The 23,510-nt window shown below is 66.3% G+C and carries 21 protein-coding genes and 1 pseudogene; 5 read left to right on the plus strand and 17 right to left on the minus strand.

What is annotated here, in order from left to right:
* Positions 1-12: 12 nt before the first annotated feature.
* The 5 genes and pseudogenes from XH79_RS15810 to XH79_RS15830 form a co-directional block, all read right to left on the minus strand.
* Complete coding sequence (locus tag XH79_RS15810) at positions 13-1,059, minus strand: AI-2E family transporter (RefSeq protein ID WP_271582214.1); 1,047 nt, start codon at positions 1,057-1,059, stop codon at positions 13-15.
* A gap of 105 nt (positions 1,060-1,164) precedes the next feature.
* On the minus strand, positions 1,165-1,794 hold the full coding sequence (locus tag XH79_RS15815) for a histidine phosphatase family protein (RefSeq protein ID WP_271582215.1): 630 nt from the start codon (positions 1,792-1,794) through the stop codon (positions 1,165-1,167).
* Between the two features lie 324 nt (positions 1,795-2,118).
* Positions 2,119-4,344, minus strand: a complete 2,226-nt coding sequence (locus XH79_RS15820) for a PAS domain-containing hybrid sensor histidine kinase/response regulator (RefSeq protein ID WP_271582216.1) — start codon at positions 4,342-4,344, stop codon at positions 2,119-2,121.
* A gap of 213 nt (positions 4,345-4,557) precedes the next feature.
* The gene (locus XH79_RS15825) at positions 4,558-5,025 is read right to left on the minus strand and encodes a hypothetical protein (RefSeq protein ID WP_212348404.1); all 468 of its coding nucleotides are present in this window, start codon (positions 5,023-5,025) and stop codon (positions 4,558-4,560) included.
* Between the two features lie 98 nt (positions 5,026-5,123).
* Positions 5,124-6,657, minus strand: a pseudogene (locus XH79_RS15830) (YifB family Mg chelatase-like AAA ATPase).
* A 227-nt stretch (positions 6,658-6,884) separates the two neighbouring features.
* Here XH79_RS15830 and XH79_RS15835 point away from each other — a divergent pair.
* On the plus strand, positions 6,885-7,130 hold the full coding sequence (locus XH79_RS15835) for a PilZ domain-containing protein (protein ID WP_011083489.1): 246 nt from the start codon (positions 6,885-6,887) through the stop codon (positions 7,128-7,130).
* Between the two features lie 79 nt (positions 7,131-7,209).
* Positions 7,210-7,983, plus strand: coding sequence for a tetratricopeptide repeat protein (locus tag XH79_RS15840; protein WP_271582217.1), 774 nt, complete (start codon positions 7,210-7,212; stop codon positions 7,981-7,983).
* Positions 7,984-8,013: 30 nt separating this feature from the next.
* Here XH79_RS15840 and XH79_RS15845 read toward each other — a convergent pair whose 3' ends face one another.
* The 7 genes from XH79_RS15845 to rsmI all read right to left on the minus strand — a co-directional run bounded on the left by XH79_RS15845 (position 8,014) and on the right by rsmI (position 15,207).
* The gene (locus tag XH79_RS15845; RefSeq protein WP_212348384.1) at positions 8,014-9,306 is read right to left on the minus strand and encodes an AAA family ATPase; all 1,293 of its coding nucleotides are present in this window, start codon (positions 9,304-9,306) and stop codon (positions 8,014-8,016) included.
* Positions 9,303-10,037, minus strand: coding sequence for a CpaD family pilus assembly protein (locus XH79_RS15850; protein WP_271582218.1), 735 nt, complete (start codon positions 10,035-10,037; stop codon positions 9,303-9,305). The genes XH79_RS15845 and XH79_RS15850 overlap by 4 nt, the downstream gene beginning before the upstream one ends.
* A gap of 40 nt (positions 10,038-10,077) precedes the next feature.
* Complete coding sequence (locus XH79_RS15855; RefSeq protein WP_271582219.1) at positions 10,078-11,598, minus strand: type II and III secretion system protein family protein; 1,521 nt, start codon at positions 11,596-11,598, stop codon at positions 10,078-10,080.
* A 10-nt stretch (positions 11,599-11,608) separates the two neighbouring features.
* Positions 11,609-12,421, minus strand: coding sequence for a Flp pilus assembly protein CpaB (cpaB, locus tag XH79_RS15860; RefSeq protein ID WP_271582220.1), 813 nt, complete (start codon positions 12,419-12,421; stop codon positions 11,609-11,611).
* Between the two features lie 495 nt (positions 12,422-12,916).
* Complete coding sequence (gene gshB, locus XH79_RS15865) at positions 12,917-13,861, minus strand: glutathione synthase (RefSeq protein ID WP_271582221.1); 945 nt, start codon at positions 13,859-13,861, stop codon at positions 12,917-12,919.
* A gap of 10 nt (positions 13,862-13,871) precedes the next feature.
* Positions 13,872-14,270, minus strand: a complete 399-nt coding sequence (locus XH79_RS15870) for a YraN family protein (RefSeq protein ID WP_212348369.1) — start codon at positions 14,268-14,270, stop codon at positions 13,872-13,874.
* Positions 14,257-15,207, minus strand: a complete 951-nt coding sequence (gene rsmI, locus XH79_RS15875) for a 16S rRNA (cytidine(1402)-2'-O)-methyltransferase (protein ID WP_271582222.1) — start codon at positions 15,205-15,207, stop codon at positions 14,257-14,259. Before rsmI ends, XH79_RS15870 begins: the two co-directional genes overlap by 14 nt.
* Before the next feature lie 339 nt (positions 15,208-15,546).
* On the opposite strand from rsmI, the gene XH79_RS15880 reads away from it, so the two are divergent.
* Positions 15,547-16,782, plus strand: coding sequence for a penicillin-binding protein activator (locus XH79_RS15880; protein WP_212348362.1), 1,236 nt, complete (start codon positions 15,547-15,549; stop codon positions 16,780-16,782).
* 115 nt (positions 16,783-16,897) lie between these two features.
* Here XH79_RS15880 and hemW read toward each other — a convergent pair whose 3' ends face one another.
* The 3 genes from hemW to rph are packed head-to-tail and all read right to left on the minus strand — an operon-like array spanning position 16,898 to position 19,399.
* On the minus strand, positions 16,898-18,052 hold the full coding sequence (gene hemW, locus XH79_RS15885; protein ID WP_271582223.1) for a radical SAM family heme chaperone HemW: 1,155 nt from the start codon (positions 18,050-18,052) through the stop codon (positions 16,898-16,900).
* Positions 18,039-18,674: an RdgB/HAM1 family non-canonical purine NTP pyrophosphatase gene (gene rdgB / locus XH79_RS15890; protein WP_271582224.1), complete on the minus strand. Its 636-nt coding sequence runs from the start codon at positions 18,672-18,674 to the stop codon at positions 18,039-18,041. The genes hemW and rdgB overlap by 14 nt, the downstream gene beginning before the upstream one ends.
* 11 nt (positions 18,675-18,685) lie before the next feature.
* Positions 18,686-19,399 (minus strand): ribonuclease PH, encoded by a 714-nt coding sequence (gene rph / locus XH79_RS15895; RefSeq protein WP_212348353.1) that lies wholly within the window; start codon positions 19,397-19,399, stop codon positions 18,686-18,688.
* Positions 19,400-19,579: 180 nt separating this feature from the next.
* Here rph and hrcA point away from each other — a divergent pair, with 180 nt between their 5' ends.
* Both hrcA and grpE read left to right on the plus strand, forming a co-directional pair.
* Complete coding sequence (gene hrcA / locus XH79_RS15900) at positions 19,580-20,668, plus strand: heat-inducible transcriptional repressor HrcA (protein WP_212348351.1); 1,089 nt, start codon at positions 19,580-19,582, stop codon at positions 20,666-20,668.
* 109 nt (positions 20,669-20,777) lie between these two features.
* Positions 20,778-21,395 carry a nucleotide exchange factor GrpE gene (grpE, locus tag XH79_RS15905; protein WP_212348348.1) on the plus strand — a complete coding sequence of 206 codons (618 nt, stop codon included), beginning with the start codon at positions 20,778-20,780 and terminating at the stop codon, positions 21,393-21,395.
* A 149-nt stretch (positions 21,396-21,544) separates the two neighbouring features.
* Here the strand turns inward: grpE and pncA are convergent, their stop codons facing one another.
* Both pncA and XH79_RS15915 read right to left on the minus strand, forming a co-directional pair.
* Positions 21,545-22,267: a bifunctional nicotinamidase/pyrazinamidase gene (gene pncA / locus XH79_RS15910; RefSeq protein WP_212348345.1), complete on the minus strand. Its 723-nt coding sequence runs from the start codon at positions 22,265-22,267 to the stop codon at positions 21,545-21,547.
* Positions 22,268-22,552: 285 nt separating this feature from the next.
* Positions 22,553-23,494, minus strand: a complete 942-nt coding sequence (locus XH79_RS15915) for a hypothetical protein (RefSeq protein WP_271582225.1) — start codon at positions 23,492-23,494, stop codon at positions 22,553-22,555.
* Between the last annotated feature and the right edge of the window lie 16 nt (positions 23,495-23,510).

Genomic DNA, 23,510 nt, shown 5'->3' on the forward strand with positions numbered 1-23,510 from the left:
TCGTTTCCGGACCTACTGTTGCGCTTTCGAACCGACGAAGATGTGCCACGTCGTCAGAAACATTGCGGCGACGAGCGGGCCGATGACGAAGCCGTTCGCGCCGAAAGTTGCAAGGCCGCCCAGGGTGGCAAGCAGCACAATATAGCTTGGCATTCGGATCGACTGGCCGACCAGGACAGGGCGGAGAAAATTGTCGGCAAGACCGATCACGAAAGTCCCGAATGCGAGCAGGATGATTCCCTTCGTGACTGCGCCTGCCACAAGCAGGTAGAGCCCGACCGGAACCCAGACCAGGGCGGAGCCGAGCACGGGCAGGAGCGAGAGCAGCGCCATGAGAGCGCCCGCCAGCAGCGGCGCGGTCAGGCCGAGCAGCCAGAAGATCAGCCCGCCCAGCGCTCCCTGGATCAGAGCAACCAGGATGATTCCTTTGATCGTCCCGCGAACCGAAAGGGTGAACGCATCCAGAATCGCGGCGGTGTGGCTCGCACGCAGCGGCAGCGCGTCGCGGATGCGTGTGTTGAGCTCGTCACCGTCGCGCAGGAAGAAGAACAGCAGGTACAGCATCACGAGCAAGCTTGCGACGAACTCCACCGTCAGCTGGCCGATGTTGAAGGCATGGCCGGCCAGCTGCTGGCCGGCCGGGACGACCAGGCTCGAGAGGCGTTCTTTCAGGGCCGAAAGATCGATGCCGGCCAGGCGGTCCGAGACGGAAGCAGCCCAGTCCGGCAGCGCGGATTTCAGTTGCTGCAGAGGATGGGCGAAACTGATCTCCCCGCTCTGAACGCGCTGATACAGCTCCCCTCCCTGCTCGACGAGCGAAGCGATGACGATCGCCACGGGGATCAACACCATGACGACCACGACGACGACAGTGAATAATGCGGCAAGGTTGTGCCTTCCCGGGAGGGTTTTCAGGGCGTGTCGATAGAGTGGTGCGAAGATGATCGCCAGCAGCGTGGCCCACAGCAATGCTCCGGAGAACGGCCAAAGCACCCAGCCGAACGCGACGGAGATCGCGGCAAGCAAGACGAGGAATGAGCGGTCTTCCGATGTTCTCACGTGTTCGCCAGCCCTTCAGTCGCGCGTCACAAGACATCGGTATCACAAGATCGTGGCGGAGCGGCAAGTCACGCGGGACATTCGTCGCGCCAAGTCGCGCTCCCGTCACTTGCCCGCTTTCGCGGTCCAATCCGCAAGCTTGATGCGCCCTGCAAAAGTGGCGGGGCCCGAGCTGCCGGCCTTGTAGACGAAAGCTTCGCCTTCCTGCACGTCGCCGGCCTCCTTGCCGAAAGCATCGGCGATGTTCGTCTTGTGCGTGACCAGGAACGTGTTGGTGCCGGCCTTCGGCGGCGTATCGACGAGCTGACGCACGGCCTGGCCCGCCCTGGCATTTGCACCGGTCGGGTTTGCCATTCCCGATGCACTCGCGTTACTGCTGTCCGTCAACGCATCGACCGGCTTGACCTCGCGGCCGGAAATCAGCTTGCCGGCCTCGACCGCACGGTTCAGCCGGCTGGTGTAGACATTGCCGATCGGGATCGCGAGCTCCTTGATCGCCGTCCCGATCTGGCGCGCCGCATCCCTGCCCTTTTCACTGAGCTGACGCTGCGCGCTCATGTCGTCGAACTTGAAGGGATAGACGTCCTTTTGACTGTCGTCGGTGGCGGTGTGTCGAAAGACGAGGACGTAGCCGCCTTGCTTCAGCGATGCGATGAGGTCCGGCGTGTCGGCCGTGGCGGCCTGGGAGCAAACAGCGAGAAAGACAATGACGGAGAGCCGGTAAAGCACATTCATGCGCGATATCCTCGTCGGAAACCGAGCCCCCGAAGGATGATGACGCGCAGTGCGTTGGATTTCAATCGCAGATTGTCGGTCGGGCAAGGCGCTCCTGTCACCACATCGTCATTGCGAGCGCAGCGAAGCAATCCAGACTGTCCCCCCGGAGAGACTCTGGATTGCTTCGCTGCGCTGCGCTCGCAATGACGGGGAGAGAGTTGCAGGCTGCGGTGCCGTAGGGTGGGCAAAGGCGCGAAGCGCCGTGCCCACGCTCTGTGCCTGTTGTCGAACGATGCGTGGGCACGTTTCGCTTTGCCCACCCTACGGCAGCGTCGATTGCCGCTACACTGCCAGATGGCGCGACGCCGCCAGTCCCGCCAGTGCCTCGTCGAGCTTGTCCCGATCGAGCGGCTTGATCAGGAAGCCGTTCATGCCGGCCTCGAAGCACGCATAACGATCCTCAACTAGTGTATTGGCCGTGAGCGCCAGGATCGGCGTGTTATGGCCGCCGGTAGCGGACTCATGGGCGCGGATGCGCTTGGTTGCCTCGATGCCGTCGAGCTGCGGCATCTGGATATCCATGAGCACGAGATCGTAGGGCGTGCCGGCCGATGACGCCGCCAGCCAGGATTCCAGCGCGGCCTCGCCATGGACGGCGATGACGACGCGGTGGCCGATCTTTGTCAGCAGCGAACGCATCAGCAGCGCGTTGATCTCATTGTCCTCGGCGACGAGGATCGACAGGGCTTTCACCGACGCTGCGCCGGTGGATTCCGCCGGCGGTTCCGGTGCGAGGTCGGGCGAGGGGATCTCCGGCGTCAGCGTGAGGCGTGCGGCGAGCGAGGCCGCGCGCAGCGGCTTGACCAGAAATCCGGTGAAGGCCGGCGAGATCTTCTCATGCCGCGAGCTCGACGTCAGCAGCACCAGCCGCTGCGGCGCATGCGCGCGGGCGGTTTCACCCAGCCGGTCGGCAATGGCAGGACCGATCGCGCGATCGACCAGCACTGCGTGCCATGAACGTTCCGGCAGCAGCGCTTCCGCGACGGTGGCGTCCGACACCAGGCAGGTCTGAGCGCCCCAGCGCTCCAAGCGCCGCGCGATCAGCGAGGCCTCGATCCCCTCGGCGATCGCGAGGATCGACTTGCCGGTGAGGTCGGGGCTCGGGAACGTCGTCTGCCCCGTGGCTCCCAGCGACGGTGCGAGCGGCACCGCGACCTCGAAGGTCGCGCCCTTGCCCGGCTCGCTGGTCAGCGTGATGCGGCCGCCCATGCGCTTGACGATGCGTTCGCTGATGGCGAGGCCGAGCCCGGTGCCGCCATAGGTGCGGGCGACGCGCTCGTCGGCCTGCTCGAATTCGCGGAAGATGCGCTGCTGCGCTTCGGGCGCGATGCCGATGCCGGTGTCGCGGACCAGGAAGCTGATCTCGTTCGGCCAGATGCCGGGTTCGACAATCAGCGCGACGCCGCCGTGAGCTGTGAACTTGATGGCGTTGCCGGCGAGATTGAGCAGCACCTGACGCAGCCGTGCGGCGTCGCCGACGACTTCCAGCGGCAGGCGCTCGTCGACATAGGCGGCAATTTCGAGCTGCTTGGCCTGCGCACGCGGCGCCAGCAGCTCGGTGATCTCCTCGATCAGGGTCGAGAGCGCGAACGGACGCTGCTCGAGGTCGAGCTTGCCGGCCTCGATCTTGGAATAGTCGAGCAGCTCCTCGATCAGCGCCATCAGCGCTTCGCCCGAGGTCTTCACCGCCCTGGCATAGGTCGCCTGCTCCGGCGTCAGATTGGTGTCGAGCAGGAGGCCGCCCATGCCGATGATGCCGTTGAGCGGCGTGCGGATCTCATGCGATGCCATCGCCAGGAAGCGCGACTTGGCGCGGTTGGCGGCATCGGCCTGATCGCGTGCCTCCGACAGTGCACGCTCGGTCTCGGTGCGGTCGGTGACGTCGCGCCCCACGCTCTGCAGTTCGGCGGCCTGGCCGGCGTCGAGCCGCACGTAACCTTCACGCCAGGCGATCCAGCGCGCGCCGAGCGGCGTGGTGATCCTCTGGTCGTGGATGCGGGTGCCGTTGCTTTCGCGGGCGCTGTCGCCCTGCTCCAGCACGTCGAAATCGAAACGCGTGCCGACCAGCGCGCTGCGCGCCTGGCCCGCAAGCGCGCAATAGGCGTCGTTGGCGAAGGTGATGCGGCCCTGATGGTCGCGCAGCACGATCAGATCGCCCTGCTGCTCGAACAGGCTGCGGGCGCGCTCCTCGGCTTCCTTCAGCTCCCAATTGCGGTCGATCAGCGCCTCGTTGTGGGCGGCGAGCTTGCGCAGCCGCTTGTTGACGAAGCGCAAGCGCATGCTGAGCGTGGCAAGGCCGAGGCAGGCGAGGGCGAACAAAAAGCTCGCGCCGATCGCAAAGGCGTTGGGATCGTAGCCGGAATTCTCGGAGCGACTACCGGAGACGAAGCCATAGGCGCCGCCGAACGTCGCCGAGAAGATCATGAAGGAGCGGATCGCGAAGGCGATCCTGGGATGCTGCCGCCTGAAGCGGCGCATGCGCACCTTGATCCGGAACGTCCGACCCATCGCAACCCCGACTCTTGTCCGAAACCCCACCGCCGCTGCATGCGACGATGTCGCGCCGACCTTGCGAACAGCTTGAGGCGGTGGCGCCGCCTCCAAACAGGGTTGACGAGGTGTTAATGGCCTAGAACATGATCCGGAAAAGTGTGCAGCGGTTTTCCGGGAAGATCATGCTCGAACAATAACCTAAAGCGCGATGAGACTCCTCATCGCGCTTTAGAGCGAGGCGGCTTGGACCGGCCGGCGACCGTCGTGAGCGCCAACGATCAGCGCCGCGGCCTCGCGCTGCGAGAACGTCTTGGAGCGCACATAGATTCGGTAATCGGCGGGGCCGTCGGTCGAGAGATAGATGACCGGGCCGCCATCGACCGGCTGCGCCGCGATGGTGACGAGGCGGTTTGCCGGATTGGCCTGGCAGGAATCGGTCTCGGAACCGAGACCGTCGTCGACGACCGCGAAGTCCGCGGCGTCCGCATCGTCGGTGATCTGGACCCTGACGGTGGCCCGCGCGGGATCGTCGGTGAAGGCGACGTGGACGCCGGCGGTCCAGAACAGGGATGTCAGCTCGACCGAGGTTTCGCCCAGGGCGATGCAGGGATGTGAGACCGATCCGATCTCGCCGCGGGCAAACACCGCAGCCGCCAGCAGGGGAACAACCGAGGCCAGGATCTTGAAACGCAACATGACACTCTACTCGCCAGGCCCTTTTGAAAACCCGTCGGGCCTTATGGTTTGCAGAGCGTAAAGGAAACTCGTTACCGCCGGGTTGACGCGCGGAATGATCACGCCATCTGGCGCACATCCTCCGCGAGTGCGCGGTAGGACAAGGCCTCGGCGAGATGCAGCCGGCCGATCTTGTCGGCGTGATCGAGATCGGCGAGCGTCCGCGCCACCCGCAGCACGCGGTGATAGCCGCGCGCCGACAGCCGCATGGTCTCGGCGGCATCGCGCAGCAGTTTTTGACCCTGCGCATCGGGCTTGGCGATCTCCTCCAGCACGGAGGCGGGCGCCTCGGCATTGGTGCGGACATGCGGCAGGCCTGCATCGGCGTAACGCGCGAGCTGGATGTCGCGCGCCGCCGCCACGCGTGCGGCGACCTCGGCCGAGCCCTCCGCCGCCGGCGGCAGGATCAGGTCGGCGGCGGTCACGGCCGGCACCTCGATGCGCAGGTCGATGCGGTCCATCAGCGGGCCGGAGATGCGGGCCTGGTAGTCGGAGGTGCAGCGATCGATGCGGCCGCGCTTGCAGGCGTAACCTGGCTCGAAGGCGTTGCCGCAGCGGCACGGATTCATCGCCGCGACCAGCATGAAGCGCGCAGGGTAGGTAACGCGGTGATTGGCGCGGGACACCGAGACCTCGCCATTCTCCAGCGGCTGGCGCAGCGAATCCAGCACGCGCGGATCGAACTCCGGCAATTCGTCGAGGAACAGCACACCCTGATGCGCGAGCGAGATCTCGCCGGGTTTTGCGCGGATGCCGCCGCCGGTGAGCGCGGCCATGCTGGCGGAGTGATGCGGCGAGCGGAACGGCCGCCGCGATGTCAGCGCGCCGCCCTCGATCTCGCCGGCGACGGAAGCGATCATCTTCCAAAAGCTCGCCCGGCGACAGCGGTGGCAGGATCGAGGGCAGACGCGCCGCCAGCATCGATTTTCCGGCACCGGGCGCGCCGATCATCAAGAGGTGATGTCCGCCGGCGGCCGCGATCTCCAGGGCGCGCTTGGCGCTCTCCTGGCCCTTGATGTCGCGCAGGTCGAGCTTTGAGGTGGCGGCCTCGTGCACTTTCGGCGAGGGCCGCGACAGCACCTGCGTGCCCTTGAAATGGTTGGCGATCTGGATCAGCGATTGCGCGGCAATGATCTGGATATCCGGGCTGGCCCACGCCGCCTCCGAACCGCAGGACGCCGGGCAGATCAAGCCTTCCTCGCGCTGATTGGCGCCGATCGCGGCGGGGAGCACGCCGGCGACGGCTGCGATCGAGCCGTCGAGCCCGAGCTCGCCGAGCACGGTAAAACCGGTCAGCGCATCCGGCGGGATCGCGCCGATCGCCGCCATCAGGCCGAGCGCGATCGGCAGGTCGTAATGGCCGCCTTCCTTGGGCAGATCGGCGGGCGCCAGATTGACGATGATCCGCCGCGCCGGCAGCGCCAGCCCCGAGGCGATCAGCGCCGAGCGCACCCGCTCGCGCGCCTCCGACACCGCCTTGTCAGGCAGGCCGACGATGGCGAACGCAGGCAGGCCCGGCGCGACCTGCACCTGCACGTCGACCGCGCGGGCCTCGATCCCCTCAAAGGCGACGGTGGAAACCCGTTGAACCATGCCCGAACCAGCCTGCCCTCTCGCACAATCAAGGGTAGCAGAGCAGGGCGCCGTCCGCAAGAACAATACGGGAACAATCCAGGGCGCCCGTCCAGCCCTAACAGGCCGTAAACACAACGGAGACACTACGCCTTGAATGCGAGCGGCTCTCATCAGCACATTCCAACGAATGTCCGCTATTCCTGAGGGTGCGGGATGGGCCGTGGTCTAACGGGTGAACAGTTCAAATGCTTGCAAATCGCCGGAGAAGCGAACGTCGGGTGTGCAGCCGGCTCGCCAAGATTCATTTTGGGGCGGGCTCGCTGCCCAGGGACTGCACCATCACGGATATCTCGGACGGGGGCGTGAAAGTCGTGGCGGAGTTTCTGGAAGTGCCGCCGCAATTCACCATCATCTTTGCACCCGACTATTCCCGCCAGTGCCGCCTGCGCTGGCGCATCGGCTGCGAATTCGGTGCCGAATTCACCGACTAAGTCCGATCGATACGCGTCCTTAACGGGACTTTAGCGTTAATCGGTAAGCATCTCTGATCAGTTGCCGAGTGATCAGAGTATGCCCAAGCGTTCGTCCCTCGCCTTCCCCCCGGCGAGATTTCTGCTTTCCGCGCTCATCGTGCTTGCCCTCGGCGGCTGTCAGACGACGAGCCTCGAGGATGTCACCGGCGCGCTCGGCGGCAAGCCGGAAACAGCCGGCAAGGCCGACGCCAGGTCGGACATGGACGGGCTGCGCGAGCGCTATCGCGCCAAGCCCGGTGATCCCAACCTCGCGCTCGAATACGGCAAGGCGCTGCGCGCCACCGGCCAGCGCGCCCAGGCGGTCGCGGTGCTCGAGCAGGCCGTGCTCGCCCATCCCAGCAACAAGGCGCTGCTCGCCGGCTACGGCCGCGCGCTCGCCGACAACGGCAATTTCCAGCAGGCTTTCGACGTTCTGGGCCGCGCGCATTCGCCCGAGGATCCCGACTGGCGGATCCTGTCGGCGCAGGGCGCCGCGCTCGATCAGCTCGGCCGCAACGAAGAGGCGCAGCAATATTATGCGAGCGCGTTGAAGATCGTGCCGGACGAGCCGCAGGTTCTGTCCAATCTCGGCCTGTCCTACATGCTCCAGAACAATCTGCCGCGGGCCGAACAGGTGCTCGGCCGCGGCTATCAGCGCAATCAGAACGATGTGCGGATCCGTGCCAATCTCGCGCTCGTGCTGGGATTGCAAGGCCGTGAGGCCGAGGCTGAAATCCTCGTGAAGGCAGATTTGCCGCCGGACCAGGCCGCGGCCAAGGTCACGGCGCTGCGCCAGTTGCTGGCGAAGAAGCAGCAGCGGGCCGAGAAGTAGCCCGCTCGCCGCGTTTTCCGTACGCGAAACCTACGACGCCTTGCGATGCGGGGCGGAGCCGCGACCCGAGCGGCCCTTCAGCTTCTTCAGGAGCGGGCCGAGCAGCGAACGCTTCGGCTTCTTCACGTCGCCGCGCCCGGCGAGGCGGTTGGCCATGGTCTGGAACAGCTCGGTGGTGCGGTGGTTCTTGGAGACCTCCGCGATCATCTGGCCGTTATTGGCCGCGGTCGAGAACAGTTTCGAATCGAACGGGATCACCGCGATCGGCTGGCTCTCCATGGTCTTGGCGAACGCCTTGACCTCGATCTCCGCGCGCTTGTGCATGCCGACCTGGTTGATGCAGTACAGCGGCGGCCGGTCGTTCGGCCGCGCCGCCTTCAGCACGCTCAGCATGTTCTTGGTGTTGCGCAAATTGGCGAGATCGGGTTCGGCTACGATCACGATGTCGTCGGCGTTGACCAGCGCGCGCTTGGTCCAGGCGGACCATTGATGGGGAACGTCGAGCACGATGCAGGGCGTGGTCATGCGCAGCGTGTCGAACACCGCGTCGAACGCTTCGGCACCGAAATCATAGACGCGGTCGAGGGTGGCGGGTGCGGCGAGGAGGCTGAGGTGCTCGGTGCATTTGGCGAGCAGGCGCTCCATCAGCGCGGTGTCGGGGCGGTCCTGCGACAGCACCGCATTGGCGATGCCCTGCGCCGGATCCTGGTTGTAATCGAGGCCCGCGGTGCCGAAGGCGAGGTCGAGATCGATCACGACGGAATCGAGCGAAAGGTCGCGGGCGATGGTCCAGGCGACGTTGTGCGCGACAGTGGATGCGCCGACGCCGCCCTTGGCGCCGACCACCGCGATGACGCGGCCGGTGATGATGGCTTCGGAGGCCGAGAACAGGCTGCAGATCGAGCGGACCACGTCGAGCGTCTCGACCGGGCCAACCACATAGTCGTTGACGCCGCGCCGCACCAGCTCGCGATAGGGCGCGGTATCGCTGGGGTTGCCGATCACGACCACGCGGGTGCCGGGATCGCAGACGCCGGCGAGATCGTCGAGCCCTTCGAGGATGTCGCGCGTGCCGTCGGATTCGATCACGATCACGTTCGGCGTCGGCATCGATTCATAGACTTCGATCGCCGCAGCTAGGCCGCCTTCCTTGGCGGTGAGATGCGCCTTGGCGAGCCTTCGATCCTCGCCTGCGGCGGTCACCGCCTTGAGCGTCTGGTCGGTCTCGCAAAACGCCTGCACGGAGATGCGAGGAACCGGTGCAATGTGTTCCTCGGGGTGCCGCGGATCGTCCGCTTCTTCTTCGTCGTTGAAGCCTGTCATTTGCCTGTGTCGCTGAGTTTGGCCTTCTCGGCGTCGGGATTGGGAGTGGCGATCGGGGTGCCCTTGCGATAGCGGTCGAAGGCGATGTCGCGCCGCGCGGTGTAAACCGGCGTTTCCGAGCGCGGCTGCTCGAGGTCGGCGGGATTGTCGATCATCGCAGCAAGGTTGCGCTGACTGGCGCAGCCCAGATTGAAGTACGGCCGGTTCTCGTTGTAGCCGGGATCGAGGATGGACGGCCCGACGTCCTCCGGCCACAGCCCGCAGGGGCCGGCGACCGCGGCGATCCTGGAATAGCTGAGGCGGATGGTGGGCAGCAGGCCGGGATCCTCGGGCCGATAGGGACGCTTGACGATGGCGCGCGACGGCACGCCGCCGGATGCCAGCGCGGAACGGATTTCCTGGTAGGTCGCCGCCGCAGCGCGCGAATTCGCAGTGTCTACAGGCACGTCGACGACGACGGAGCCGGTGCCTTCGCGCACCCAGTCCCGGGCGATTCCCGCGACGTCGGAGTGCTGCGCGTCCGAGAGTCCGCCGCGCGCCTTGCCGACGAAGATCACGATCGACTTCTTGCCTTCCTGCACCGCGATCGGGTGGCGCTGGCGGTAGTCGGTCGGCACCGTCTGGGTGACGATCTCGCCGGTGGTGTTGCAGGCGCCGAGCATGACGGAGAGACCCGTCAACGCCAGCGCGACGCTTAAGCCGCGACGTCGATCCGCTGTCGTCTTCGTCATCGCTTGATCCCCTCTTGTCCCGGTCCCCAAACCGTTCGTTTCAGTCGATGATGAAGCCGAAATCGCCGCGATCGCCGTCGATTGGATCGACGCGCCGCGCGATGCCATAGAGGCGGTTCATGCGGCCGAGCAGCGCCGTCTGCGCGTCCGAGGCCGGCGCGAAGCCGTCGTCCGGCCGCGACAATTCCTTCTGGGCGACCGCGCGCACCACATAGGGCGTCACGATCACCATCAGCTCGGTCTCGTTGTTGACGAAGTCCTGGCTGCGGAACAGCGCGCCGATGATCGGCACCTGGTCGACGCCGGGGAGGCCGTTGATCGCCTGCTTGGTCTGCTGCTGGATCAGGCCGGCCATCGCCATCGAGCCGCCCGAGGGAATTTCCAGCGTGGTCTCGGCGCGGCGGGTCTGGATCGAGGGGATGGTGATCGAGCTGGTTGTGCCCGAGGACACCGCCTGCGTCACGGAGATGGCGTTCTGATTCGACAGCTCCGAGACTTCGGTCATCACGCGCAGGCTGATACGTCCCTCGCTGAGCACGACCGGCGTGAAGTTCAGGGAGATGCCGAACTTCTTGTAGGTGATCTGGGTGGTACAGACGTGGGTGACCGGATCGCAGGAATAGCCCGCAGGGATCGGGAATTCGCCGCCGGCGATGAAAGTGGCGGACTCGCCGGAGATCGCCGTCAGGCTCGGCTCGGCCAGGGTGCGCATCACGCCGGCGCTTTCCATCGCGCGCATCGTGGCGTTGACGGTGGCCACGCCTTTTGCAAGGCCAGTAACACCGAGTCCGTTGCTGCTGACGAGCGGGCCGCCGGAGACCGAGAACGGGTTGGAGTTGTTGAAATTCACGACGGCGGTGCCGGCGTTCAGGCTGGCGCTGAGATCGACGCCGAGCTGCTTGACGATGTCGCGGCGCACTTCGCCGACGACGACCTTGAGCATCACCTGGTCGCGGCCGCGCACGACGATGTTGTTGACGACCTTCTCGGCGCCGCCGACGAGCTTTGCGGCGACGTCGCCGGCCTGCTGGGCCTCGACCGGGCTCGACACCGAGCCGGTCAGCATCACGCTGTCGCCGACGCCTTCGATCTGCACGCCCGGCAGCGACTGACGCAGCGCCGCACGCATGCCGTTGAGGTCGCGTTTCACCGCGATGTCGTAGGCGGCGACCTGCTGGCCGTCGGCGGTGAAGAACACGACGTTGGTCTGGCCGACCTGGCCGCCGATGATGTAGGCGCGCTGGGCCGAGCGGATCACCGCATTGGCGATCTTGGGATCGGCCACCAGCACGTCCTTCACCTCGCGCGGCAGGTCGATGACGACGGATTTGCCGACGCCGAGCGAGAGAAAACGCGTCTTCGCCGGCGCGATCGAGCCGACCGACGACACGCCGAGATCCGGTACCTGCATCGGTGCCTGGTCGCCGACCGGCGCATCCGCAGCAGCGCTGACCATGTCGGGCGCTGCGAGCAGCCCGAGCATCAGCATCGCCCCTGTCCAGAACGTGCGTGCGCGAATCCCCCGAATGCGCAGGCCCGTCCGATCATCCCCGTAGTTCATGCTATCCCCATCACTTCTGTGACGTCAGTTGCCGCACCTGCACCCCGTAACGGATCACGTTGACCCCGCCGGAACGCTTGGCCGCCTGATCCTCGACCGTGAGTTCGGTCGCGTTGACATCGACGATGCTGCGCAGCGCGAGCTGGAGCGTGCCGCCCTGGCGCGCGGCCGACAGCGTCGCGACCTGATCGGGCTTGAGCTCGAGCGTGACGGTCTTGCCGATCACGGCGGTCTGGCCGTCCTTTTCCTTCGGCGCCTGGTCGATCGCGAGCACGCGGATATTGGACAGGATGACCTCGGACACGATGAGGTCGTTGCCGCCGGTTGCGCCGTTGGCGTCGGGATTCTTCAGGCGGCGCGTCAGGACGACATCGACGCGGTCGTTCGGCAGGATGAAGCCGCCGGCGCCGGTCTCGGCTGAAATCTCGGTGGAGACGGCCCGCATGCCCGAGGGCAGGATCGCGGCCATGAAGCCGGAGCCTTCGGCCCGCACCAGCTTCTGCTCGCGGATCGGCTCGCCCTGCATCAAGGGGACGCGTGCGATCGAGCCGGCGATCTGGGTCTGCGCGTCGGGCCTGGCGTCGCGGCGGATGAAGGCGCTGCTCGCGGTCGCGGCCGGCCAGGACTGCCATTGCAGGTCGTCGGGCTTCACGGCCTGGCCGAGCTGGATGTCGTTCTTCGCGATCAGAACCTCGACCGTCGGCAGCCTCTCGGCGACGGGAGCGACGGGGGCGGGCGCATTCTGATAGCCGCTCGCCAGATATGCAGCGACGCCGCCGGCGCCCAGCGCGATGACGAGAACGACAATGCGTGCGGTGTTCATACGCTTTTACTCTTACGCGGGTCACTCGAACCGCACCTGGCGGGTTCCCCTGCGTCGATGAGTAGGGAGTAAAAGTATAAGGGGTGTTGCGAGGCCGAATGCGCCGGCCGGTCACGATGCTGGTTTTCGGCAGATGGTGAACGCGGCGTTATTCAGTCGGCGAGCGGCCCCGTAGATTCACGCATGCCGGATCGCGCGTTCGCATGAGGCGCGGGGCGTCATGGTGAACGGGTGGTTAGTGGCTCCCACGTTTGGAGCTGCACGATCATGGTTGTGAGAAGGAAGCGGCGCGCTACATCACCGGTGTCGTCCTGGCGAAAGCCAGGACCCATTACCACCAATGGGAATTGTTGCAGAACGTGTCTACCCGACTTCGCCAAACCAGCGGTTGGGGTAATGGGTCCTGGCCTTCGCCAGGACGACGTTGGGGAAACAGTTGTGCGCAGCGCGCGTGCGTAGCCCGGATGGAGCGAAGCGCAATTCGGGCTACGAGACTTACTTCTTCCGCTTCTGCTCGATCACGTCCCAGATCTTCGCCGCCACGTCGGGGCCGCCGAGCCGTGAGATGGCGCGGATGCCGGTGGGCGAGGTCACGTTGATCTCGGTGAGATTGCCGTTGATGACGTCGATGCCGACGAACAGCAGGCCCTTCTCGCGCAGTGCCGGGCCGACGGTCGCACAGATTTCGCGCTCGCGCGGGGTGAGCTCGGTTTCCTGCGCGGCACCGCCGCGCACCATGTTGGAGCGGAGGTCGTCCGCGGCCGGCACGCGGTTCACCGCGCCGGCGAACTCGCCGTTGACGAGGATGATGCGCTTGTCGCCGTGCTTTACCTCGGGGATGAACTGCTGGATCACCCAGGGCTCTTTGAACGTGACCGAGAACATGTCGAACAGCGAGCCGAAATTCATGTCCTGCGGCATCACGCGGAACACCGCCGCGCCGCCATGGCCGTGCAGCGGCTTCATCACGACAGCGCCGTGCCGGTCGCGGAACGCGTTGATCTCGTCGAGGTCGCGCGAGATCAGCGTCGGCGGCATCAGCTGCGGGAAGCTCATCACGAACAGCTTTTCCGGCGCGTTGCGCACCGAGGCCGGATCGTTGACGACCAGCGTCTTCGGATGGATGCGCTCCAGGAAGTGCGTCGAGGTGATGTAGGCGAGGTCGAAGGGCGGGTCCTGGCGCAGCAGCACCACGTCGAAGCCGTTGAGCGCCTCGCGCTTGGGCTCGCCGAGGGTGAAATGATCGCCGGGCTCGTCACGCACGGTCAGAAGTTGCACCGGCGCGACCAGTTCATCGCCGACCATCGAGAGCTTGTCGGGCGTATAATAGGACAGGCCATGGCCGCGCTTCTGCGCCTCCAAGAGCAGCGCGAAGGTGGAATCGCCCTTGATGTTGATGCGGGCGATGGGGTCCATCTGGACGGCGACGTTGAGTTTCATGGTCTGCCTTTCAGGTCGAGGCGTCGAATGCCGCCAACACATGGCGCGGAAGCGAGCGCGGCGCAATCAGCATGGCGTCAAATCGCAATTCGAATTCGGCATGCTCGGGATGCGCCACGAGCCAGCCTTGGGCGGCGTCGATGATGCGCTGCTGCTGGCGTGGGGTTACCGCGAAAGCGGCATCATCCAGGCTGGCGCGCGCCTTGACCTCGACGAAGGCGATCAGATTGCGGCGGCGCGCCACGATGTCGATCTCGCCATGCGGCGTGCGGTAGCGTTTTGCCAGGATGCGGTAGCCCTTGGCCATGAGATAGGCGGCGGCGCGGCTCTCCGCGGAGATGCCGGTGCGGAAGGCGGCGACGCGCTCGGGCGAGGCGACTTTCGGTTCCGCACCCTCAGTCTTCGCCATCGTCGCCCCGCAGATCTTTTGCGAGCTCGAGCGCGCGGGCATAGACCTCGCGGCGCGGCCGGCCCGAGAGCGCGACGGCGTGCGCAACGGCATCCTTGACGCTGTGCGCGGCGAGCTGCTCGCGCAGGAGGTCGTCCAGCGCAGCCGATGTCAGCACCTCGGCGTCGGCCGCGGGCGGAGCGATCACCAGCACGAATTCGCCGCGCGTCTCCAGCGTTGCAGCGTCGCGCGCCAGCTCGGAAAGTGTTGCGCGCGAAATCTCCTCGTGCAGTTTTGTCAGCTCGCGGCAAATCGCGGCTTCACGGTTGCCCATGATCTCGGCGAGCTCGGCCAGCGTGTCCTGCACGCGGTTACCGGACTCGAACATCACCAGTGTCGCGTCGATGCGGGCGAGGTCGGCGAGGCGCGAGCGCCGCGCTGCGGATTTCGCCGGCAAGAAACCTTCGAAGAAGAACCGGTCGGTCGGCAGGGCCGCGACCGACAGCGCCGCCAGCACCGAGGACGGGCCGGGCAGCGCATACACGGCATGGCCGGCTGCGCAGACCTCGCGCACCAGCTTGAAGCCGGGATCGGAGATCAGCGGCGTGCCGGCATCCGATACCAGCGCGACCGAGCCGCCCTGCGCCAGCGCCTCCAGGATCTTCGGGCGCGCGGCTTCGGCATTGTGCTCGTGATATTGCCTGAGCTGGGCGGAGATGTCGTAGCGCTCGGTCAGGCGGCGCGTGATGCGGGTGTCCTCGCAGGCGATGACATCGACGCCGGCGAGCGTCTGCAGCGCGCGCAGCGTGATGTCGCCGAGATTGCCGATGGGGGTCGCGACCAGGTGGAGGCCCGCGGCCGCCTTCGGGGCCGCCAGCCGATGGGCATCGATGGAGAAGCCGCGCGGGGCGGCGTCTGGGCCTTCAGGCGTATTTATCGGGGCCGGCTTTGCGCGCATAATGAAGTCAACTTAGGCACGATCCGCAGGGCTGGGAACTGCTCTTCGAAAAGATCGTGCTGAGGTGAGGGGCGAGGAACGGACGGGAATGTGATCGACCCAAGGTCACGTCGAGGGGGAGTGAGGGCCCTCGTGCCATATTCGCGACGGAAACGCCGCCTTGATGCTACGCGACGAACGGCGAACAGCTGGCCAGGACGGGAAGGCAGCCGCGTTAAGCGGTCATTATCCTTTTGTTTTGGTTAACTATTTGTCGACACTATGCCTGAATCCGCGACTTGTGTCGCGGCAAAGAATGTTGTGACCGGCTGGCGAGAGCCGGCCGGAAGAGAAGCTGTCATGCTGGGCCCGCGTCATCCAAAATCTCCCGTTCCGGGCCCCCGATCGTCGGGAGCGACCCGGCGCAGTGCGCTCGGCCTGTTGCTGGGGGCGCCCCTGCTGTCGGCCTGCGCCGGCGTGCAGCAGAGCCTCAGCCAGTTCTCCAATCCGTTCTCCAGCTCCTCCGCGCCGCCGGCCCAGCCGGCAGGTCCCCCGCAACAGGCGACGACCGCCGGCAGCGGCGGGGTCAAGGTCGCGGTGATCCTGCCGCTCTCGGCGGCCGGCAATGCCGGGCTTGCCGCGCAGTCCATGCGCAACGCCGCCGAGATGGCGCTGGCCGAGTTCCAGAACCCGAACATCCAGCTGCTGATCAAGGACGACAATGGCAGCCCGCAGGGCGCGCAAGCCGGCGCGCAGCAGGCTGTCGAGGAGGGCGCCGAGATCATCCTGGGGCCGCTGTTCGCGCAATCCGTGCCGGCCGTGGCGCAGGTCGCGCGCACCCGCAACATCCCGGTGATCGCGTTCTCGACCGACTCCAGCATCGCCGGCCGCGGCGTCTATCTGCTCTCGTTCCTGCCGGAGTCCGACGTCAACCGCATCATTGAATATTCCGCCAGCATCGGAAAGCGCTCCGTCGCCGTGCTGGTGCCCGACAATGCCTATGGCAATGTGGTCGAAGCCGCGGTGAAGGCGGCGGTGCCGCGGCGCGGCGGGCGCATCGTCGCGTTCGAGAAATACGGCGCCGATCGCGCCACGCCGGCACGCACCGTGGCGCAGCAGCTCGGCAGCGCGGACGCGCTGTTCATTGCCGACGACGGCGATGCGGTGGTGACGGTCGCGGATGCGATGACCGCGGCGGGTGCGAATTTGCGCAACATCCAGCTGCTCGGCACCGGCCTGTGGGACAATCCGCGCGTTTATGCGAGCTCGGCGCTGCAGGGCGGCCTCTACGCCGCGCCGGATCCGGCCGGCTTTCGCGCGTTCTCGGGCCGCTATCGCACGAAGTACGGCGCCGAGCCGATCCGCACCGCGACGCTCGCCTATGATGCGGTCGCGCTCGTCGCCGCGCTGGCGCGCACGCAAGGGCCCACGCGCTTCTCCTCCGATGTGCTCACCAATCCTTCGGGCTTCGCCGGCATCGACGGCCTGTTCCGCTTCCGCCCCGACGGCACCAATGAACGCGGCCTTGCGGTGATGAAGGTGACGACCGGCGGCGGCGTTGCGGTCGCGGGCTCGCCGAAGAGTTTTGGGGCCTAGTTCAGGACGACGGTGCCGTAGGGTGGGTTAGCCGAAGGCGTAACCCACCTCTTCTACCTCTGCGGAGACAGACAGTGGTGGGTTACGCTTCGCTAACCCACCCTACGGCATCGCGTTACGCCGCGAGATCCGCAACCACCGCATCCAGCACCGGAAAACCGCTGCTTGTCACGCGCAACCGTCCCGTCGCATCGACCGTGATCGCGTCTTCCTCGCGCAGCAGCGCGATGCGCTTGGGATCGAGCGGGCGGCCTGACAGCGCTTTGTAGCGCGCGGGGTCGATGCCTTCGGCGAGACGCAGTCCCATCAGCAAAAATTCGTCGGCGCGCTCCTCGCTGTTGAGGAGATCGTCGGTGATGACGCCGTGGCCGTTGGTCTCGACCCGCATCAGCCAGGCCTCGGGACGCTTCTCGGTGGCGGTGGCATGGCGCACGCCATCGATGTCGAGACGGCCGTGTGCGCCCGGGCCGATGCCGGCATATTCGTCGCCGCGCCAGTAGACCAGATTGTGCCGGCACTCGGCGCCGCGTCGTGCGTGGTTGGAGATCTCGTAGGCGGGTAGCCCCAGCTTGTCGCAGGTCTCCTGCGTGACGTCGTAGAGCGCGCGCGCGACCGCTTCGTCCGGCGTCTTCAGCTTGCCGGCCTGGTGCAGGCCGAAGAACGGCGTGCCTTCCTCGATCGTCAATTGATAGAGCGACAGATGTTCGGCCGCTTCATCGATCGCGTGCCGCAGCTCATCGGCCCACATCGCCGGCGTCTGGTCGGGACGGGCGTAGATCAGGTCGAACGAATAGCGGTCGAATGAGCGGCGCGCGATGGCGACGGCATCGAGCGCCTCGCGCGCGCTGTGCATGCGTCCCAATGCTTTCAGCGAGGCATCGTCGAGCGCCTGCACGCCGAGCGAGACGCGGTTGACGCCGGCTGAGCGATAGCCGGCGAAGCGCGTGGCTTCGACGCTGGTCGGGTTCGCTTCCAGCGTCACCTCGACGTCGCCTGCGACGGTCCAGTGCTTGCCGATGGCATCGAGCACCGCGCCGACGGTTGAAGGCTGCATCAGCGACGGCGTGCCGCCGCCGAGGAAGATCGAGGTCACTTCGCGGCCGGGTGCGCGCTCGGCGGTCGTTGCGATCTCGCGCGCGAAGGCCGAAGCAAAGCGCGCCTCGTCGATCGCGGCGTGGCGGACATGGCTGTTGAAGTCGCAGTACGGACACTTCGACAGGCAGAACGGCCAGTGCACGTAGACGCCGAAGGCTTCCTTAGCGCGGCTCAAGGCAGATCTCCGCCAGTTTCACGAAGGCGCGGGCGCGATGGGACAGACCGAGGCCGAGCGGCGGCAGGCCGTGCTTCTCGATGCTTTCCATCTCGCCAAAGGTGCGGCCGTGGCCATCGGGCAGGAACATCGGGTCGTAGCCGAACCCGGCGGTGCCGCGCGGCGGCCAGACCAGCGTGCCGTCGACGCGCGCCGCGACCTCTTCGAGATGATCGTCGGGCCAGGCCACGCAGAGCGCGGAGACGAAATGCGCGGTGCGCTTTGCGGGCGTGCTCGCGCCGCGCTCCTGCAGCAGCCGCTCGATCTGCGCCATCGCCGCGTTGAAATCCTTGGTCGGACCGGCCCAGCGCGCGCTGTAGATGCCGGGCGCGCCGTCGAGCGCATCGACCACGATGCCGGAATCGTCGGCGAAGGACGGAAGCTTCGTCGCTTTCGCCGCCGCGATCGCCTTGATCGCGGCGTTGCTGCGGAAGTCGTTGCCGGTCTCGTCCGGTTCGTCCAGGCCGAGCTCACCGGCCGACACCGCCTCGATCCCGTACGGCGCAAGCAGCTCCTTCATCTCGGCGAGCTTGCCGGGATTGTGGGTGGCGATGACGAGCTTTCCGGTGATTCGGCGGTGCATGGGCCTATTGACTACGCGACAGCCAGTTTCTGCAAGTCCACGAGACGCGCGACGCCCTTGCGCGCCAGCGCCATCAGCGCCAGGAACTCGGTTTCCGTGAACGGCTCGCGTTCCGCGGTGCCCTGCACCTCGATGATGCGGCCATCGCCGGTCATGACGAAATTGGCGTCGGTTTCGGCTTCCGAATCCTCGGCATAATCGAGATCGAGCACCGGCGTGCCGTTGTAGATGCCGCAGGAGATCGCCGCGACGTTGTCGCGCAGCACGTTGGCCTTGATCATGTTGCGCGCCTTCATCCAGCTGATGCAATCGGCGAGCGCGACCCAGGCGCCGGTGATCGAGGCCGTGCGGGTGCCGCCGTCGGCCTGGAGCACGTCGCAATCGACCGTGATCTGGCGCTCGCCGAGCGCTTCGAGGTCGACGATGGTACGCAAGGAGCGGCCGATCAGGCGCTGGATCTCGACGGTGCGGCCGCTCTGCTTGCCGGCCGAGGCTTCGCGGCGGGTGCGTTCGGAGGTCGCGCGCGGCAGCATGCCGTATTCGGCGGTGACCCAGCCGCGGCCCTGGCCCTTCAGCCATGGCGGCAGGCGGTCCTCCAGCGTGGCGGTGACCAGCACATGGGTGTCGCCGAATTTCACCAGGCAGGAGCCTTCCGCATATTTGACGACGCCGCGCTCCAGCGTCACGGGGCGCAATTCGTCGGGCGCACGGCGGCTTGGCCGCATGGGAAATCCTCCAAAATTCTCGGAAAAAGGCTGTTCGCGGTGCTTGTAGGTGGGGTGACGGTGGGCGGCAAGGGGGAAGATCGGCGCTTGTTCGCCCCGGTTTTCCACCCCGCAAACGCCACGCTTGTCAGAACCGTCCCGGATGGACAAATTATGAGCATCTGAGAGGAGTTACCGTCTGTGGCCCATCACGATCCGATCCATCTGATCGCGCCGCGCGCAGGCCTCGCCCAGCTCAACGAGCGTTCCCGCGACATCTTTCGTCAAATTGTCGAAAGCTATCTCGCGACCGGTGAGCCGGTCGGCTCGCGCAACATTTCCCGCCTGATTGCCACGCCGCTGTCGCCGGCCTCGGTTCGCAACGTCATGGCGGATCTGGAACAGCTCGGCCTGATCTACGCCCCGCACACCTCGGCGGGCCGGCTGCCGACGGAACTCGGCCTGCGCTTCTTCGTCGACGCCCTGATGCAGGTCGGCGATCTCAATGAGGCCGAACGGCAGTCGATCCAGAGCCAGCTTGCCACGGTCGGCCAGGCCCAGTCGGTCGAGGCGGCGCTGGACCAGGCGCTGACGCGGCTGTCGGGCCTGACCCGCGCCGCGGCGGTGGTTTTGACGCCGAAATCCAATGCGCGGCTCAAGCACATCGAATTCGTCCGCCTGGAACCGGAAAAAGCGCTGGTGATCCTGGTCGGCGAGGACGGCCAGGTCGAAAACCGGGTGCTGACGCTGCCGCCGGGGGTTCCCTCCTCGGCCATCACCGAAGCCGGCAATTTCCTCAATGCCCGGATTCGCGGCCGGACACTGGCCGAGGCGCGGCTCGAGCTTGAAACCGCGCTCGGGCAAGCCCGCGCCGAGCTCGATCAGCTGACGCAGAAGGTGATTTCAGCCGGCATCGCCAGCTGGTCGGGTGGCGAGAACGAGGACCGCCAGCTCATCGTCCGCGGTCACGCCAATCTGCTGGAAGATCTGCACGCGCTGGAAGATCTGGAGCGGGTGCGCCTGTTGTTCGACGATCTCGAGACCAAGCGCGGCGTGATCGACCTGCTCGGCCGCGCCGAGACTGCCGAGGGCGTGCGGATCTTCATCGGCTCCGAGAACAAGCTGTTTTCGCTGTCGGGGTCCTCCACCATCATCTCACCCTATCGGGATGCCGCCGGCCACATCGTCGGTGTTCTCGGCGTGATCGGGCCGACGCGGCTGAATTATGCCCGCGTGATCCCGACCGTGGACTATGCCGCCCGCATCGTCAGCCGCCTTTTGGGGGGCTGACCGGCATTTGCGCCGATCACGGGCGCTTGATTTTCGGCGCTTAAGGCACGATATCCGGGCCAACAATCCTTCCTGACAATCCTTGGAAACGAGTTCGAGATTTGAGCCGATGACCGATCGAGACCGGCAACCCGAAGACACGACCGCGCCGACCGGCGAGCCCGTGGTGTCAAAACCCTACATCATGCCCGACGATCCCGAGCCGGGTTCGGTCGAGCTGCTGCAGAAGGAAGCCGCCGAGGCGCGCGACCGCATGCTGCGGACGCTGGCCGAGATGGAGAATTTGCGCAAGCGCACCACCAAGGAAGTCGCCGACGCCCGCCTCTACGGCATCACCGGCTTTGCCCGCGACGTGCTCGACATCGCCGACAATCTCCAGCGCGCGCTCGATGCCGTTCCGGCTGAGGCCCGTGCCACGGCCGATCCCGGCCTGATCTCGCTGATCGAAGGCGTCGAGCTCACCGAGCGCGCGCTGCTCAACGCGCTGGAAAAGCACGGCGTGAAGAAGCTCGATCCGCAGGGCCAGAAGTTCGATCCGAACTTCCACCAGGCGATGTACGAAGTGCCCGATCCGTCGGTGCCGTCGGGCACCGTGGTGCAGATCATGCAGGCCGGCTACACCATCGGCGACCGCGTGCTGCGTCCGGCCCTCGTCGGTGTCGCCAAGGGCGGCGCGAAGGCCGCGCCTGCGGCCAACAACAATGAGTCGAGCGGCGCGACGAACTGAGTCTCAGACCCTCATGGTGAGGAGCCGCGCCCTTGCGCGGCGTCTCGAACCATGCAGGCCCGGCTGTTGCAGCGTGGCCTTCATCCTTCGAGACGCGCGCGAAGAAGCGCGCTCCTCAGGATGAGGGTCTTGCAATATCGCACGCTGCCTTACGCACTCACCGCGATATCCGCGGACTGGATGCGCTTCACGCCGGCCTTGGCCATATCGGCCCAGGCTTTCGCCAGTGAGCCCTGGGTGTCGATGCCGCGGCAGGCGTCTTCCACCACATAGACCTCGAAGCCCGCCTTGCGTGCGTCCAGCGCGGTCCAGGCGACGCAGAAATCCGTGGCAAGTCCTGCGACGAAGACGCGCTTGATCTTGCGGCCCTTCAGATAGCCTGCAAGTCCCGTCGAGGTCTTGCCGTCGGCTTCGAGGAACGCCGAGTAGCTGTCGACGTCCTTGTGAAAACCCTTGCGGATGATGAGCTCGGCGTGCGGGATCGCAAGGTCCTTCGACAGCGCCGCGCCATCGGTGCCCTGCACGCAATGGTCCGGCCACAGCACCTGCTTGCCGTAGGGCAGGTCGATGGTCTCGAACGGCTTCTTGCCGGAGTGGACCGACGCAAACGAGACGTGGCCGGGCGTGTGCCAGTCCTGCGTCATCACCACGTTCGCAAACGCTTTTGCCATCTTGTTGATGACGGGCACCACCTGCTCGCCTTCCTTCACGGCGAGACTGCCGCCGGGCAGGAAGCAGTTCTGCACGTCGATCACGAGCAGCGCGGACGCATCGTCCGGCTTGATCGATGCCGCTGCAAACAGCGCGGTTGGCGCGAGGGTCGCCAGCGCCGTCGTTCCAAGCATTGCCAAGACCTGTCGCCGATCCAGCATCGTTCGTCTCCCTCCAGGATGATCCAACCGGGGAAGCCTAGTTCCGTTCGTATACGAACAGAAGCCCGAAAATGCAGCCGGGATTGGTGAGGGGTTGGGCTCTCGAACCCAAAATCGTCGTCGTCCCGGCCTAGCGCGCAATTGCGCGTGGGGGGCCGGGACCCATACGCCGCAGCGATAGTTTTGCGAAGACTCGGAGTTACGAGCTCGCCACACAACCACCCCCTGTGGTTATGGGTCCCGGCCTCCGCCGGGACGACACCGAGTGTGTTGGAGCGCCTCGGCCTACCCCTTCGGCTGGATCCCGTCGCGCACGGCGCGGAAGCGGGTGAAGGCGGCCTGCCACTGGTCGCGCGGGGCGCTGGCGATGATGCGCAGCGAGGCACCGCCGCTCGAGAAGCGGATCCACTGCACGACGGTCACCGGCGTCTTGTCCTTGCCGCTGACGCCGTCGATCCGGGTCTCGAAGCCCTGCTGGCCGTTGATGCGGATCGGCTCCGACATGGTGACGCGGGATTCGCGCACGCCGGGGATCTGGAGCGCGGCCTCTTGGGCGAAGCGGGCGCGATCGTCGGCGGCTTGCGGGGTGGCGCCGATCAGGCCGAGGATCATGAACGGCTTCGACTCATAGCCTGCGCTCTCGTTGCCGTCGGCCAGGATGATGCTGGCGCCCGGCGCCAGCGTGCGGATGTCCTTGAAGTCGGCCAGATCGGTGATCTTGAACGGCATCAGCGCGATCTGCTCTTCGGCCGAGACCTGCTTGCGGGTGGTGGCGGTCGCGAACATCTGGCGCACCGCCTCGTCGGTGTAGATCTTGGTCGCGTTCTCCGGGATCTGCACCGCGACATAGCCGGAGAAGCCGGCGCCCGGCACGATCATCGAATAGCGTTTCACCGGGGTATCGCCGGCCTTGCCGCTCTCGGTGGTGAAATAGGCAAGACCCGCGGGGGTCTCGATCTTGTCCTGCTTGACGCCGCCAGCGCCGGCCGGATTGGAATTGAAGGCGCTCACGACCTCGCCATAGGCGGCCGGCGGCAGCTCTGTGATCAGCACCTTGACGCTGCCGTCCTCGCTCTCGAAGCCTGGAAAGGTCTTGGCCGTGCTGAGGCCGACCAGGGGCACCATGCCGAGGCGCAGGCCGGGCGGGAAGATGGCGTCGGCAGCCAGGGCCGGGAGCGCGGAGGCAACGAGGAGGGCGAGCGCGGCGAGGGGGCGGATCAGCTTCATGGGCACTCTGATTGGT

This window comes from Bradyrhizobium sp. CCBAU 45389 (genome assembly GCF_028128625.1).
Lineage (GTDB): Bacteria > Pseudomonadota > Alphaproteobacteria > Rhizobiales > Xanthobacteraceae > Bradyrhizobium > Bradyrhizobium liaoningense_B.